Below are 14598 nucleotides of genomic sequence, written 5' to 3'. Positions count from 1 at the left end.
GTCTCGGCCGGTGGGGGCTCAGGTGCGGGTGATCGTGGCGAGCCAGGCGGGTACCCTGTCGGCATATTTGTTGTTCTCCAGCGTTGCGGGTTCGATCGAGTCGACCCGCCAGCCGGTGGCGAAGGTGGCCCGGATTTCGTCCTGGCTCACTCGTCGTGGTCCGTTGCCGGGTGGGTGGCGGTCGCTGAAGCAGAGGAGGAACAATCGTGCGTCCGGGGGCATGACGGTGGCCAGGTTGTCGGCGTAGCGGATCCGTTCGGGGTCGCTGAAGACGTGGAACAGGCCGCTGTCGAGGACTGTGTCGAACTGCTCGCCTGGGTTGCCGAGTTCGAAGGCGTTCCCGACCAGGAAGCGCGCTTGCAGGCCGTGCTCGCGGGCTTTGCGCCGCGCGGTCTCGATCGCTGTCGGCGCCGGGTCGATGCCGAGGGTCGGCAGGCCGAGCGCGGCCGCCATGAGGGCGTGCTCGCCGGCGCCGCAGCCGATTTCGAGGACCCGGCCGCGGAAGGCGCCTGCCTCGGCGAGGTGGCGCATGGCCGGTTGCGGGCGGCCGGTGTCCCAGGGCGGCGTCTCGGCGGTGTACCAGTCGAAGAGTTCCGGCGATAAGGTCCCGGCCAGCCGGCGTGTCAGTTTCTCCAGCGTCCCGACCAGTTCCTTGGCCTGGCGGGGGTCCTGGATCCCGGCCGCTGCGGCGAGCCGCTCGTCGATGCGCACGGCGGTGTTGTGTCGGGGGATCGGCCGGACCACGGTCCGTTCGGGGGCGTTCGGGTCGGCGGCGGTGGTCACGGCGTCGAGGTTGCTCAGGGTGGTGACGGACGCCTCCACGTGGCTTGCCGGGAAGCCGGTGCGATCGGCGATCTCGGTGATCGAGGTGTCCGGGTGTTCGAACACGTCGGTCATGACGTGGCGCACGCCGGGGGATAGCCGCTGCAGGCCGTTGGGGTCCGGGATGGCGGCCTCGCCGATCTGCATCAGCTTGCGCGCGAGGCCGTACAGCTCGAAGCCGTCCATGTCGGAAGCGTGATCGACGCGGGGCGGGGCACGCCATCCCACAGGTTGACAGTGCGCTCGGCGGTTCACCCGCGACGGCCGGACGACTAGTGCGCCGCGCCGGAAGTTCGCCTACGAAATCGTGCGAGTGATTCGAGGATCTCCTCGGTGGTCTTGGCCCAGAGGAACGGTCGTGGGTTGCTGTTCCAGTCGGTGATCCAGGATCGGATGTCGGTTTTGAGGGCTTGGACGCTCTTGTGTGTGCCGCGGCGGATCTTTTGGTCGGCGAGGAAGCCGAACCAGCGTTCGACCTGGTTGATCCAGGACGAGCCGGTCGGGGTGAAGTGCATGTGGAAGCGTGGGTGTCTCGCCAGCCAGGCCCGCACGGCCGGTGTTTTGTGGGTGCCGTAGTTGTCGCAGATCAGGTGGACGTCGAGATCGGCCGGGACGGTCTTGTCGATGGTGATCAGGAAATCTCTGAACTCGGCGGCTCGGTGCTGGCGGTGTAGTTCACCGATGACGGTGCCGTCGGCGGTGTCGACCGCGGCGAAGAGGTTGGTGATGCCGTTGCGGTGGTAGTCGTGGGTGCGACGTTCGGGCATGCCGGGCATCATCGGCAGGACCGGCTGGGAGCGGTCGAGGGCTTGGATCTGGGACTTCTCGTCGACGCAGAGCACCACGGCCCTTTCGGGCGGGTGGTGGTAGAGCCCGACGACGTCGACGACCTTCTCGACGAATTGCGGGTCGGTGGACAGTTTGAAGGCACCGGCGCGGTGGGGTTTGAGGCCGAAGTCGCGCCAGATCCTGCCGATCGTCGATTTCGACAACCCTGACCTTTGCGCCATGGACGTTCGCGACCAGTGGGTGGCGTTATGCGGTGTCTGTTCGAGGGTGGCCACGACGACCTCCTCGATCTTGTCCAGAGCGATCGACGGAGGCCGGCCGGGGCGCTGTTCGTCGATCAGCCCGTCGAGGCGTTCGGCCAGGAACCGTCGCCGCCACTTACCCACAGTGGACAGATGGACATTCAAAGCCGTTGCCACATCAGTGTTCGAGCCACCCTCGGCACACGCCAGAATGATCCTGGACCGCATCGCGAGGACCTGCGACGACTTCGCCCGACGCGACCATCGGGTCAACGTCACCCGTTCCTCATCGGTCAACACCAACGGTGCGATCGGACGCCCGGTTCGTGCCATTGACCCACCCTACACCAACTTGTCAGGCGAATTTCCGGCGCAGCGCACTAGCAGCGTGAGGGATGTCAGGGCCCTGCGGTTTGGATCTAGCGTGTCCGGTGAGCATCGCGCTACCGGGCCGTATGAAAGAAGTGAGCTTTCATGGGTGTGACCTAGTCCGAACGGACACTGTCCAATTTTCTCGCCTATCTCGACGGATGTTCTACCTGTCGGATACGGCGTTCCGGATGTTGCAAAACGGTATGACATTGGACACTAGCCCTGCTGCTGCTTCGCGCGAATCAGGTCGTCGGCCGCTCCTCGATCATTTACGAGTTGTGGGGCGAAAACACGCCGTGCAGTGCCATCACCACCGCACAGACCTACGTCTACCAAATACGCAAGAAATGTCAGCGCCGGTTCGATCAGATCGGCTGGGTGAACTGGTGGAGACCCGTCCGCCCGGGTACGTGCTCCGGGCAGAAGAGTCGGCGATCGATCCCGATCGACGGCCCGAAGGATCACCAGCATCACAGCTCGCGTAGAAGGGATCGCCATGCCGTTCACGGCAGGGGAAGTCGCCTACCTGCGGTCGCAGTCCCTGGGACGGCTGGCCACCATCGGCGGTGCCGGCTTTCCGCATTGCGTCCGGGCCGAGGCCGATGCGCTGGCGCCCGCCGACGGCCCCGGCGGTGCCGAGCTGATCCGGATCCACCCGGTCAGGATCGTCGCCGGGGGCATCGACGCGGGATGGGGAGCGAGGGCGGTGGGCCGCACAGTCGGTGCAACGCTCGCCCACGAGGGAGGGCAACGGTGATGATCCGCGTTTGGGACTACCTGCGGGAGTACCACGACGAACGCGAGGAGGTGCTCGCCGCGGTGACGAAGGTGTTCGAGTCCGGCCAGCTGATACTGGGTCCGAGCGTGGCCGGGTTCGAGGCGGAGTTCGCGGCGTACCACGGTGTCACCCACTGTGCCGGCGTGGACAACGGCACCAACGCGATCAAGCTGGGGTTGCAGGCGCTCGGCGTGGGCCCGGGCGACGAGGTGATCACGGTCGCCAACACCGCCGCGCCGACCGTGGTGGCCATCGACGGGACGGGCGCCAAGCCGGTCTTCGTGGATGTGCGCGAGGACGACTTCCTCATGGACACCGACCAGGTTGCGGCCGCGATCAGCCCGCGCACCCGGGCACTGGTCCCCGTGCACCTCTACGGCCAGTGCGTCGACATGGCCCCGCTACGCCGGTTGGCCGCCCGGCACGGCCTGGCCGTCCTGGAAGACTGCGCCCAAGCGCACGGCGCGCGCCACCACGGCCAACTGGCCGGCGCGATGGGCGACGCCGCTGCGTTCTCGTTCTATCCCACGAAGGTTCTCGGCGCATACGGCGACGGCGGCGCCGTGATCACCGGCGACGAGCACATCGACCAGAACCTCCGGCGCCTGCGCTACTACGGCATGGAGGACCGCTACTACGTGGAGCGGACTCCCGGGCACAACAGCCGCCTCGACGAGGTACAGGCCGAGATCCTGCGGGGCAAGCTGCGCCGACTTGACGCGTACATCTCGGGGCGCCGCTTGGTCGCGCAGCGCTACACCGAGGCGCTGGGCGACCTCGCCGAGCCGGGCGGGCTCGTGCTGCCGACGGTGTCGCCCGGGAATGAGCACGTGTACTACCTGTACGCGGTTCGGCACCCCAGGCGGGACGACATCATCGAGCGGCTGCGCGCGTACGACATCGCGCTGAACATCAGCTACCCCTGGCCGGTGCACACGATGGCCGGATTCGCGCACCTCGGATACGCCAAGGGCTCGCTGCCGGTCACCGAGAAACTGGCCGGCGAGGTGTTCTCGCTGCCGATGTACCCGTCGCTGCCGCTCGACCGGCAGCAGGCGGTGATCCGGGCCCTTCGCGAGGTGCTGGCCGGTTTCTGAGACAACCCATCTGGTACGGAGGGAACACCATGCCGGGAGAACTGGCGACCGCCACCTGCAGAGTGTGCGACGGGACTGTCCATGAGTTCCTCGACCTCGGCCGTCAGCCGCTGTCCGACGCGTTCCGGGAGCCGGACAGCGACGCCACGGAATTCTTCTTCCGGCTCGCCGTCGGGCAATGCGAGTCGTGCACGATGGTGCAGCTCACCGAGTCGGTACCGCGGGAGAAGATGTTCCACGAGGAATACCCGTACCACTCGTCCGGGTCGGCGGTGATGCGTGAGCACTTCGCGAGCACCGCACGACGGTTCCTCGCCACCGAGCTGGCCGTGCCGGACCCGTTCATCGTCGAGATGGGCTGCAACGACGGCGTCATGCTGAGCACGATCCAACGGGCCGGCGTACGCCATCTGGGCCTCGAACCCTCCGGGCGGGTGGCCGAGGTGGCCCGCGCCGCAGGCGTCCGGGTACGCACCGCGTTCTTCGAGGACTCGACGGCGGCGCAGGTCCGTGAGGCGGAAGGGCCGGCCCAGGTCATCTTCGCGGCGAACACCATGTGTCACATCCCGTACCCGGACTCGATCTTCCGCGGCGTCGACGCGCTGCTGGCGCCGGACGGCGTGTTCGTGTTCGAGGACCCGTACCTCGGTGACCTGGTGGCGAAGACGTCCTTCGACCAGATCTACGACGAGCACTTCTTCCTGTTCAGCGCGCACTCGGTGCGGGCCATGGCCGAGCACTACGGATTCGAGTTGGTCGACGTGGAACGGCTGCCGGTGCACGGCGGCGAGATCCGGTACACGCTCGCCCGGGCCGGGAGGCGCACGCCCAGCGCCGCCGTCGCCGGCCTGCTCGCCGAGGAGGACGCCCGCGGGCTGTCCGGCATGGCGACCCTGCGTGGCTTCGCCGACAGCGTGATGCGGGTGCGCGACGACCTGGTGGAACTGCTGCGACGGCTACGCACCGACGGATCCCGCGTGGTCGCCTACGGCGCCACGGCGAAAAGCGCCACAGTCACCAACTTCTGCGATATCGGGCCCGAGCTCGTCTCCTACGTGTGTGACAGCACGCCCGCCAAGCAGCACCGGCTGACGCCCGGCAAGCACATCCCGGTACGCCCGCCGACCGCGTTCCGCGATCCGTACCCGGACTACGCGCTGTTGTTCGCGTGGAACCACGCCGACGAAATCATGGCGAACGAGCAGGAATTCCGGCGCTCCGGCGGGCGATGGATCAGCTATGTGCCGAACGTCCGGGTGCTCTGAGGGATCGAGGGGGCTATGCAGGAACAGGACACCGCGTCACCGTCCCACGTCGGTGCCGCGTTGATGGAGACGGAACGGGACACGCCGGGGCCGGCGGTGCCACCCGGCGACCTGGCTACCGCGATCACCGCGCCAGGTCGAGAGTTGCTGACCCGCCTGGCTCGGCACCTGCCCCGGATACGGGCCGCGGCGGCGCCGAACGACCGGGACGGCACGTTCCCCGCCGAGACGTTCCGCGGCTTCGCGCGTGACGGCGTGCTGGGCGCGACCGTGCCCGCCGAGCTGGGCGGGATGGGTGTCAGCCGGCTCCACGACGTGGCGGTCGCGCTTCTACGGGTCGCCGAGGCGGACGCCTCGACCGCGCTGGCCCTGCACGCCCAGTTCAGCCGGGGGATCACCCTGACGTACGAGTGGCGGCACGGCCCGCCGCCGACGCAGGAACTGGCCGAGCGGCTGCTGCGCGCGATGGCCCGCGGCGAGGCGGTGGTGTGCGGCGCGGTGAAGGACCACGGGCGAGAGGTCACCCAGCTGCGCCCCGACGGCGCCGGTGGTTGGCTGCTGTCCGGCCGTAAGACTCTGGTGACGATGGCGCCGATCGGGACGCACTTCGTCGTCTCCGCCCAGGCGCCGGTCGCCGAGGGATTAACGCTGCTGCACGCCCCTATCGTGGCCCGGGACACCCCGGGTCTCTCCATTATCGACGGATGGAACGGCCTGGGCATGCGCGCGTCCGGCACGTTCGACGTGGCGTTCGACAACTGCCCGGTGCCCGCGGGCGACGTGCTGGCGCGTGGCAGCGTCGGCGCGCACAGCGACGCGGTCCTCGCCGGGCAGACGGTCAGCTCCATCACCATGCTCGGCATCTACGCCGGCGTCGCCCAGGCCGCCCGCGACCTCGCGGTGGACACGGTCGCCCGGCGGTCGGCCACACCGCCCGCGGCGTCGCGCACCCTGGTCGCCGAGATCGAGGCGCGGCTGTACGCACTGCGGGCCACCGCGTCGGCCGCGATCGTCAACGCCGACGAACTGTCCCCACGTCACGACATGGATCCGGATGAGCGCGGCCGGCGGATGATGACCCCGTTCCAGTGCGCCAAGGTCATGGTCAACCAACTGGCGGCCGCGGTGGTCGACGACTGCCTCACCGTGGTGGGCGGGGCCACGTACGTGGCGGAGCACCCGCTGGCCCGGCTGTATCGGGACGTGCGCGCCGGCCGGTTCATGCAGCCGTACACGTACGCCGACGGGGTCGACTACCTGAGCGCGCAGGTGCTGGGCCTGGAAAGGGACAACAACTACGTGAGCGTGCGGGCCACCCGGCCGGTGGACGGCCGGTGACGGGCCGACGTATCGACTCGGCCGTGGCCCGGCCCACCGTTTGACGGCCGGCGTCACCGCGCTTTGCGCAGTCCGGTGCCCGACCTCGTCTCGAAGGGATCCAGGATGGTGATCGCGACGCGGCTGGCGGAGCGGGATGACACCCGGCTGCCCGCACGGCTCGCGCGTTCCCGGCGGGCCGTCGCGACCGGCACGGGCATACGGACCGAGGACTTCGACGCCTGGCTCGCCGGGCGCCGCCAGGCGCACTGCTTCACCGTCGAGCGGGTGCCGCTCGCGAAGATCAAGGGCTGGTCGTTCGAACCGGACAGCGGCAACCTCGTGCACCGCAGCGGGAGGTTCTTCAGCGTGGAGGGGCTGCACGTCGTGATCGACGGTCGCGAGTGGCAGCAGCCGATCATCGTGCAGCCCGAGGTGGGGATCCTCGGCATCCTGGCCAAGGAGTTCGACGGCGTACTGCACTTCCTGATGCAGGCCAAGATGGAGCCGGGCAATCCTGGCCTGTTGCAGCTCTCGCCGACCGTGCAGGCCACGCACAGCAACTACACCGGCGTGCATCGGGGTGCCGACGTGAGGTACGTCGAGTACTTCACCCGGCCTGGCCGGGGCAGGGTGCTCGCCGACGTGCTCCAGTCGGAGCACGGCTCCTGGTTCCTGTGCAAGTCCAACCGCAACATGATCATCGAGACCTTCGACGACGTGCCGCCGCACGACGACTTCTGCTGGCTCACCCTGGGGCAGATCGGCAAGCTGCTGCACCGCGACAACGTCGTGAACATGGACGCACGCAGCGTCCTTGCCTGCGCCCCGACGGCGCCCGCGGAGGCGGGGGCGGTGCGCTCCGACACGGATGTGCTGTCGTGGTTCACCAACGAGCGGGCCCGGCACGACGTGCGGGCCCAGCGCATCCCGCTCGCCGAGGTAAGCGACTGGGTGCGCACCGACGACAACATCCAGCACGTCGGGAACCGGTACTTCCGGGTCGGCGGGGTGTCCGTCGAGGCCGGGAACCGCGAGGTGACCTCGTGGATGCAGCCGCTGTTCGAGCCGGTCGGCGTGGGTCTCTGCGCGTTCCTGGTCCGCCGCTTCGGCGGGGTGCCGCACCTGCTGGTCCAGGCCCGGGCCGAGGGCGGTCTCCTCGACACCGTCGAACTCGGGCCGACGGTGCAGTGCACCCCGGAGAACTACGCCCACCTGCCGGAGCGGGAGCGGCCGCCGTTCCTCGACCTGGTACGCCGTGCCGGAGCGGACCGGATCCGATACGCCGCGGTGCACTCCGACGAGGGCGGCCGTTTCCTCAACGCCGTCAGCCGCTACCTGCTCGTGGAGGCCGACGAGGCCGAGGCGGCCGCCGAGCCCCCGGCCGGGTTCGCCTGGGTGACCCCCGGCCAGCTGACTTCGCTGGCCCGGCATGGGCACTACCTCAACATTCAGGCGCGTACGCTGCTCGCGGTCGTCGGCTTGCTGAACGGACCACTGTAGGTGGGCGCTATCCGGCGTTCTCGGCGAACGCGTCGACGCAACGCCGCAGCGCGGTGTGCAACGGCACCCGGGGGCGCCAGCTGGTAGCCGCCCGGAACCTCGACGAGTCGATCACGACGCTGTGCATGTCGGTGGCCGTGGCGAGATCGGGCGGCGGTACGCAGACGACGGGCACCGGCGACCGCCCCAGGCGGGCGCCGACCAGGTCGGCGATCGTCCGTAGCACGTCGCCCAGGGGCACGCCGCGCCCGGTGCCGAGCAGCCAGTGCCGGCCCGCGAGCACGTCCGCGTGGTCGATACCGGCGAGGAAGGCGTCCGCGGCGTCGTGCACATACAGCAGGTCGCGCTCGACTGTGCCGTCGTTCCACAGGGTGAGCTCCTCGCCGGCGAAGGCCTTGCGCACCATGGTGGAGACCACGCCGCGGCCGTTCAGCCGCCCCCGGGGGCTGTCCCCGTACACGGTGGGCAGCCGCAAGGACACGCCGCGGACCAGCCTGGCGGCGGTGGCCGCCTTGAGCACCTGCTCCGCTGTGTGCTTCTGCCGGTCGTAGGTGGTCGTGGGCCGGTCGGGTTCGCTGCCGTCGAGGGGCATCCGCTCCGGCAGGCCGGCCTGCGAGGTGGAGCCCGCGAACACGACCGCGGGCGGCCGCCGGATCTCCCCGAGCAGGTCGACGAGATCGCGCATCACGCCGACGTTCACCCGTTCGGCGGCCGGGTTGCCGGCGGCCTCACGCCAGCCGGCGGTGTGCATCAGCAGATGGACCACCGTGTCCGCGCCGGCCACCGCGGCTTCGAGCCCCGCGCGAGCCGTGAGGTCGGCGCACAGCACCTCGACCTCGGCCACGGCGCCGGTCGGCACCGGCTGCGGCCGGCGGCCGACTGTGCGTAGCCGGATCGGCCGCCGGGCGAGGGCTTCGACGACCGCGGCGCCGATGAAGCCCGAACCACCCAGCACCGCGATCAGCGGCCGGTCCCCGCCGGCGCCGGCGGCGTTCACCGTGGCACCGGGTCGGCGCGGTACAGGGCCTGCCAGTAGTAGCTCCACGACACCGCGCGATCCCGCGCCACGCACTGCCACCGCTCGCCGGGCCGGTACGCGGACACGAAAGCGGGCACCTTCTCCAGCACCGCCTCGCTGTCGTGGATGTCGATGACGTCGCGCAGCAGCCCGCTGTTCAGCGCCAGATTCACCACCGCGGCGCCCTGCGAGTGGCCGTCCAGCATCTTGTCGAGGTACTTGCCGACCGGGTTGTTGACGTAGAAGTGCGCGCAGGTCGCGTCGATGAGCGCGAGGTAGTCCCGCACGGTGTCGGGGTCCATCTCGGCGAACGAGTCGACGTTCACGCACAGATCGAAGCGGGCACCGCGCACCTGCTCGTCCACCTCGTCGATGCCCACGAAACTGATCTTCGCGAACTGCTCCGGCTCCAGCACGGTCCGCAGGTACCGGCGCGACAGCGCCAGCGTGTTCGGCAGGTCGACGATCGTGTATCCGGCGACCTCGTGGTTGGACAGCAGGGTGTGGCAGGTCCGGCCGTAGCCGGCGCCGATCTCCACAATCCGGGCGCCGTCGAGGGGCAGGTTCGCCGCCATGAAATCGACCTCGTGCACTGCCTGCAAGTAGTCGAGGCATACTGGTTCGCCGTTGCAACGCACTGAATAGGGGTCGCCGACCTCGCGGTTGCGCGTGCGGTGCAGCCTCTCCCTGTTCGCGGGGCTGAGCTGCATGCCCAGGGCGAAGGTGAGCGCCTTCAGGTACCGCACGCCGTTGGGCTGCGGGTTCCACAGCGCCAGCTTGAAGTTGACCCCGTTCGACTTGAACCCGGCGAGGTCGGCCACGGCCTCCTCGGTGATGTGCGCCTCGTTGATGTGCAACCACTGCGCGCTCGGGCCGTATCGCCGGTGCACCGGCTGCATTTGCTCAGTCATGACTGCGCCTCCTTTGGCATGCCCTTCTGGCCCTCAGGTTCTGGTCCAACGTGCGCTGCAGCTCGCGGTAGGCGTCCATGCACCCGGGTCGCGCTGGGTGGGCTCGGCTCGCCCTGCATCGAACCCTCGAACGGACCGAGTACTCGGAATTTCATGGATATTTCTTACACCCGCCGCGGCGGGGCCGGCAGCCGGTCGAGTGAGTAGTTGTACGTCTTCTGCTCGGCGGTCAGGTCCCCGCCGGCTGGCTTCTTGGGCGTGGTGAGCAGGCCGGCGCCCTGGTAGCCGCCGTCGCCGATCATGCCGGGGCCGTCGGTGGCCGGCCGACTGGCAGGTTCTCCCACGGCCTACGACCTCCCGGCAACGAGGTCGGCGAGTTGCCGGACGCGCTCGCGCCGCCGGTGTCCGCCTGGGAAGCCGGTCGAGGGCGGTGAGTACGGCACACCGGAAGATGCGCGCCCCGCAGCGATCGATGAAAATCGCAGCAACGTCTTACTCGTACCGGGGGAATCGCTGTGACAGGAAACTTCACTCGTCGTGCTGTCCTGGGCCTCACCGCCGCGTCGGCGGTCGGCGCGGTGACGGGCGTCTCCGGGCTGACCGGATCCGCCGCCGGCAGCACCGTCCGGCGCGGCGGCGGCAGGGTCAACTGGAACTCGCTGAGCTGTCACCTCGACGGTGACCTCATTCTGCCGTCGGATTCGCGCTACATGCAGGCCCACGAGCAGTCGCTCGGCCAGTTCGACAACATTCATCCGATGGCCGTCGCCTACTGCGCGAGCACAAGGGACGTCCAGACCGTCATAGCGTTCGCCCAGGACAACGCGGTGCACACCGTTCCCCGAAGCGGGGGGCACAGCTTCGGTGGCTATTCGACGACAACCGGCATTATCCTGGACGTCTCCCGGCTGAACCGGGTCACCACCAACGGAACGCACGTCACGATCGGCGCGGGCACCCAGCAGGTCGATGCGCTGGCCGCCCTGACCCCGCACGGGCTGGCCCTGGCCAGTGGCCTCTGCCCCACGGTGGGCGCCGGCGGTTTCATCCAGGGCGGTGGTATCGGCCACCAGACTCGTAAGTACGGCCTGGCCAGCGACCGGCTGGTCTCGGCCGAGGTGGTGCTGGCGGACCGGCGCATCGTGCGGGCTTCGGCCCGGGATAATCCCGATCTGTACTGGGCGCTGCGCGGCAACGGCGGCGGCAACTACGGCGTCGTCACCAGCTACACGCTTGAACCGGTGCGCCGCAACACCCTGGTTGGTTACCGGCTGATGTTCTTGGAGAGTGACGCGACCGCGCTGATCGAGAACTGGCAGCAGTGGATGCTGGCGTCACCCAACGATCTTTCCTCGGTCCTGCTGGCCCGCAGCACGAACGTGCCCTCACCCGGCACCATGGTGGTCGTCTCGGGAGCCTGGTACGGCACCACCGAGGAACTCAACCGCCGCCTCGACGAACTGGTCGGAATGACCGGCGTGGCGCCGGTCAACCGGTTGGTCGCGGAGAAGTCGGTTCAGGACCTCATGATGCAGATCTATGGCTGCGCGGATCTCACCACCGCGCAGTGCCACCGTGTCGGCACCAATCCCGAGGCGCTGAAACCTCGCTACAACTACTACCGCACCCGGTGCCGGATGTTCGACTCAGCGGTGCCTCGCGCCGACGTCGAGGACCTCCTGGCGGTCCTGGCCGAGCCGGCGCATTTCCGGAACGGGCAGGACCGCATGCTGTACTTCGAGGCCCTCGGGGGCGCCGCGAACGAGCCGGGCCGCACGGACACCGCCTATGTGCACCGGACCACCAAGATGGTGGCCGGTCTCACCGCGAACATCCTCGACCTCACCTACACCGGCGAGGACACGGCGGCATGCGAGAGCTGGCTCGCGGACGGCTTCACGGTGCTCGACCGGCATTCCCTACGCGAGAGCTACCAGAACTACATGGACCCGGCGCTGACGGACTGGCGTACCGCCTACTACGCCGAGAACTACCCCCGGCTGGTGCGCATCAAGCGGGCCTACGATCCGCACGGGTTCTTCCGCTTCGCCCGCAGCATCGGCTGACTCCGGGCCGAGCCAGGCCGGCCGGCGACGCCTCGCCGGCCGGCCGAGCCGGCCTCAGCAACGAGCGGCAGGTGGTGGTTCGGAACCCGTGAGCTCGACGGTCAGGGCGCTGAGCGCATGCTTGCGAACCTCCACCAGGGCACGGTGTAGCGGCGGATCAAGGGCGCGGGCCGGCTTGAGCTCCAGGTCCGTCTTGATCTCGATGCCCCGGCTCACCGTGATCGGGCTCCGGGTGCAGACGTACGTGGCTGCGAAACCTTCGCACCGGTCCTGGCTGGACGGGAGAGCCTGGACGACGAGGCTCCACGTGCCCGCAGGTACGGCGTCGAGCTCGTAACGGCCGGAGCCGTCGAGCACCGTACAACGGGCCGGGCGTCCTTGCGGAGCAGGCTCGGCGAAGAGGCCGACATAGATGAGCCGCGGGACGTTGTCGCGCGTCCATACCTGGCCGGATATCCGGGCCTGCGACGGCTGCGAGGTCGCCCGGCCCGGCTCGATCGCGCCGTGCTGGGCGAGGCTCCGGAAGTGGGTGGGCGACATGCCGACCCGGCGCGAGAACCGCGAGCTGAAGGTGCCGACGCTGCTGTAGCCGACGTGGGCACAGATGTGCGTGATGGTGAGTTCCGTCGTGGTCAGAAGCCGTTTCGCGCGGTGCAGGCGCATTGCCGAGAGAAATCGGCTCGGCGCCACGCCGGTGACTCGCTGAAAGACCCGGGTGAAGTGGAACCGGCTGAACATCACCGTGCGCGCCAGGTCGTCCATCGTCAACGGCTCACCCAGATGGTCGCGCATCAGCACGACGGCCCGCAGAACCGCTCGCTCGGTCGAGTCGCTCACCTGGCCCCTGTCTTCCACCGCGCTGCCGGCGCCGTTGGTGTCCTAGAGCGGAATGTTGCCATGCCGGCCGGCGCGGCGGGTGCCCGCCGGATCAGCTCTGCGATCCGCAGCCGGGTGTCGCAGGGCTCGATGATCTCGTCCGCCGAGCCGGACCGCATGGACCGGGGCGGCAACGCCTTCCCCGCCCGGGTCAGCCGCTGCGCCCGGCGGCCTGACGCGATTCGGCCTTCCCGGGAGGTGTCCGGCCGCCTCATTCGCGGTAACCACGTGCAGTCAATGTGAGGGATGGAGACCGCGGCACCCGCTGGTTAGCCTGAGCTTTATCTCGCTCGACCACTGTCATCATCTTTCCCAGGCAGGAAGGCCAAACCGGGAAATGAAGATCGTTTTCTCCAGTCTTTCAGGTTATGGTCACGCCTACCCGTTGCTGCCGCTGGCCCTCGCTGCCCGGGAGGTCGGCCATGACGTCATTTATGCCACTGGCGAGAGATTCCACCCGTTGTTACTAGGGCTTGGATTCCGTACTGCGCCGGCCGGAATGCCGATCCGGGAGGCCTTCGGTACTGTTCTCGCGGAGGCAGACGGGAAGTTCGGGGAAGTGACATGGCAGGAATGGCTCGAGCCCGCAGTCCGGGTGTTCAGCGAACTAATACCCCGCAGGTTTGCTGCCGACCTGCTGCCCGTGCTGCGGGCGGAGCGGCCCGACCTGGTGGTGTACCAAGCGGGCAACCCGGGAGCCGGGCTCGCGGCGCACAGCCTGGGCATTCCCGCCGTATGCCACTCCCACGCCCGAGCGGAGGCGGTCGACCGAGGAGACCGGTCGCAGCAGCGAGGCATGGAGCTACTCCGTACGGTCGCCGCCGAGATCGGTGTGGAGCTGCCCGAGGGGCAGTACCTCCTGGGTGACCGATACCTGGACATCTATCCGCCCTCGCTGCAGGAAACCTCGTTCTTGGATCATCCGGAACGGGTGTCGCTGCGCCCGGTGCCATTCAGCGAATCCGGCGAGCTACCAGAGATCGTCCTGGCCGAGCGGAAACGACCGCTGGTCTACCTGACGCTGGGTACCGTGGTCGGCACTGCCCCTGCCCTGCGCGCTGCTATGGATGGGTTGTCGGCATTGGACGTCGAGGTGCTGGTGGCAGCCGGGCCAAACATTTCGGTGGCCGAGTTCGGTGTGCTGCCCGGTAACGTGCACCTCGAGCGCTGGGTGCCGCAGGCGGAACTGCTGCCGCTGGTCGATCTCGCCGTACACCACGGCGGCTCCGGGGCCACCCTCGGCGCGGCCGGTGCCGGGGTACCACAGCTGTTCCTGCCCGTCGGGTTCGACGGGTTCCTCAACGCCGGCGCGGTGTCCGTCGCCGGCGCCGGGAGGCGGTTACTGCCCGAGGGAGTTGAACGGGGGGAAGACCTTCGCCGTGCTGATGTCGTCTCCGCCGCGGCCGTCACCGAGGCAGCCGGCGGACTGCTGACCGATCCCGATGCCAGACAGGCGGCCAAGGCCATCGCCGAGGAGATCGCCACCATGCCGAGCCCCACGGAAGTCGCGGCCCGGCTTCCCGATTTCTGTTGATGCGGTTC

13 protein-coding genes are annotated in these 14598 nt (G+C 68.9%); 7 read left to right on the top strand and 6 right to left on the bottom strand.

All coding sequences use genetic code 11. The features are described 5' to 3' along the window. Positions 1–18: 18 nt before the first annotated feature. Both OG617_RS00725 and OG617_RS00720 read right to left on the bottom strand, forming a co-directional pair. Positions 19–1008, bottom strand: coding sequence for a class I SAM-dependent methyltransferase (locus OG617_RS00725; RefSeq protein ID WP_405097765.1), 990 nt, complete (start codon positions 1006–1008; stop codon positions 19–21). A gap of 86 nt (positions 1009–1094) precedes the next feature. Continuing rightward, positions 1095–2186, bottom strand: a complete 1092-nt coding sequence (locus OG617_RS00720; RefSeq protein ID WP_405097763.1) for an IS630 family transposase — start codon at positions 2184–2186, stop codon at positions 1095–1097. A 535-nt stretch (positions 2187–2721) separates the two neighbouring features. On the opposite strand from OG617_RS00720, the gene OG617_RS00715 reads away from it, so the two are divergent. From OG617_RS00715 to OG617_RS00695, 5 genes are all read left to right on the top strand, one after another. Continuing rightward, positions 2722–2982, top strand: a complete 261-nt coding sequence (locus OG617_RS00715; protein ID WP_405097761.1) for a hypothetical protein — start codon at positions 2722–2724, stop codon at positions 2980–2982. Then, positions 2979–4100, top strand: a complete 1122-nt coding sequence (locus OG617_RS00710; RefSeq protein WP_405097759.1) for a DegT/DnrJ/EryC1/StrS family aminotransferase — start codon at positions 2979–2981, stop codon at positions 4098–4100. Before OG617_RS00715 ends, OG617_RS00710 begins: the two co-directional genes overlap by 4 nt. Positions 4101–4129: 29 nt before the next feature. Next, positions 4130–5365 carry a methyltransferase domain-containing protein gene (locus OG617_RS00705; RefSeq protein ID WP_405097757.1) on the top strand — a complete coding sequence of 412 codons (1236 nt, stop codon included), beginning with the start codon at positions 4130–4132 and terminating at the stop codon, positions 5363–5365. Positions 5366–5380: 15 nt separating this feature from the next. After that, positions 5381–6703: an acyl-CoA dehydrogenase family protein gene (locus OG617_RS00700; protein WP_405097755.1), complete on the top strand. Its 1323-nt coding sequence runs from the start codon at positions 5381–5383 to the stop codon at positions 6701–6703. A 105-nt stretch (positions 6704–6808) separates the two neighbouring features. Beyond that, a complete protein-coding gene (locus tag OG617_RS00695) occupies positions 6809–8185 on the top strand; it encodes an NDP-hexose 2,3-dehydratase family protein (protein ID WP_405097753.1) in 1377 nt (458 codons plus the stop codon). 7 nt (positions 8186–8192) lie between these two features. On the opposite strand, the gene OG617_RS00690 is transcribed toward OG617_RS00695, so the two are convergent. From OG617_RS00690 to OG617_RS00680, 3 genes are all read right to left on the bottom strand, one after another. After that, positions 8193–9182, bottom strand: a complete 990-nt coding sequence (locus OG617_RS00690; protein WP_405097751.1) for an NAD-dependent epimerase/dehydratase family protein — start codon at positions 9180–9182, stop codon at positions 8193–8195. Beyond that, positions 9179–10114 (bottom strand): putative sugar O-methyltransferase, encoded by a 936-nt coding sequence (locus OG617_RS00685; RefSeq protein WP_405097749.1) that lies wholly within the window; start codon positions 10112–10114, stop codon positions 9179–9181. The genes OG617_RS00690 and OG617_RS00685 overlap by 4 nt, the downstream gene beginning before the upstream one ends. 164 nt (positions 10115–10278) lie before the next feature. Further along, positions 10279–10458 carry a hypothetical protein gene (locus OG617_RS00680; protein WP_405097747.1) on the bottom strand — a complete coding sequence of 60 codons (180 nt, stop codon included), beginning with the start codon at positions 10456–10458 and terminating at the stop codon, positions 10279–10281. A gap of 171 nt (positions 10459–10629) precedes the next feature. On the opposite strand from OG617_RS00680, the gene OG617_RS00675 reads away from it, so the two are divergent. Next, complete coding sequence (locus OG617_RS00675; RefSeq protein ID WP_405097745.1) at positions 10630–12180, top strand: FAD-binding oxidoreductase; 1551 nt, start codon at positions 10630–10632, stop codon at positions 12178–12180. Positions 12181–12234: 54 nt separating this feature from the next. Here OG617_RS00675 and OG617_RS00670 read toward each other — a convergent pair whose 3' ends face one another. Then, a complete protein-coding gene (locus tag OG617_RS00670) occupies positions 12235–13017 on the bottom strand; it encodes an AraC family transcriptional regulator (protein WP_405097743.1) in 783 nt (260 codons plus the stop codon). A gap of 376 nt (positions 13018–13393) precedes the next feature. Here OG617_RS00670 and OG617_RS00665 point away from each other — a divergent pair, with 376 nt between their 5' ends. Further along, positions 13394–14590, top strand: coding sequence for a glycosyltransferase (locus tag OG617_RS00665; RefSeq protein ID WP_405097741.1), 1197 nt, complete (start codon positions 13394–13396; stop codon positions 14588–14590). Positions 14591–14598: the final 8 nt, after the last annotated feature.

Source organism: Micromonospora sp. NBC_01412, from assembly GCF_045040215.1.
Classification (GTDB): Bacteria; Actinomycetota; Actinomycetes; order Mycobacteriales; family Micromonosporaceae; genus Micromonospora; species Micromonospora rubida.
Note: the sequence above shows the minus strand (reverse complement) of the source record. Positions and strands in the feature narration are given on the sequence as shown.

Coding starts and splice junctions, on each gene's coding strand:
- OG617_RS00705 (WP_405097757.1), top strand. CDS start 4,130: ATGCCGGGAGAACTGGCGACCGCCACCTGCAGAGTGTGCGACGGGACT.
- OG617_RS00665 (WP_405097741.1), top strand. CDS start 13,394: ATGAAGATCGTTTTCTCCAGTCTTTCAGGTTATGGTCACGCCTACCCG.
- OG617_RS00725 (WP_405097765.1), bottom strand. CDS start 1,008: ATGGACGGCTTCGAGCTGTACGGCCTCGCGCGCAAGCTGATGCAGATC.
- OG617_RS00685 (WP_405097749.1), bottom strand. CDS start 10,114: ATGACTGAGCAAATGCAGCCGGTGCACCGGCGATACGGCCCGAGCGCG.
- OG617_RS00695 (WP_405097753.1), top strand. CDS start 6,809: ATGGTGATCGCGACGCGGCTGGCGGAGCGGGATGACACCCGGCTGCCC.
- OG617_RS00720 (WP_405097763.1), bottom strand. CDS start 2,186: ATGGCACGAACCGGGCGTCCGATCGCACCGTTGGTGTTGACCGATGAG.
- OG617_RS00700 (WP_405097755.1), top strand. CDS start 5,381: ATGCAGGAACAGGACACCGCGTCACCGTCCCACGTCGGTGCCGCGTTG.
- OG617_RS00715 (WP_405097761.1), top strand. CDS start 2,722: ATGCCGTTCACGGCAGGGGAAGTCGCCTACCTGCGGTCGCAGTCCCTG.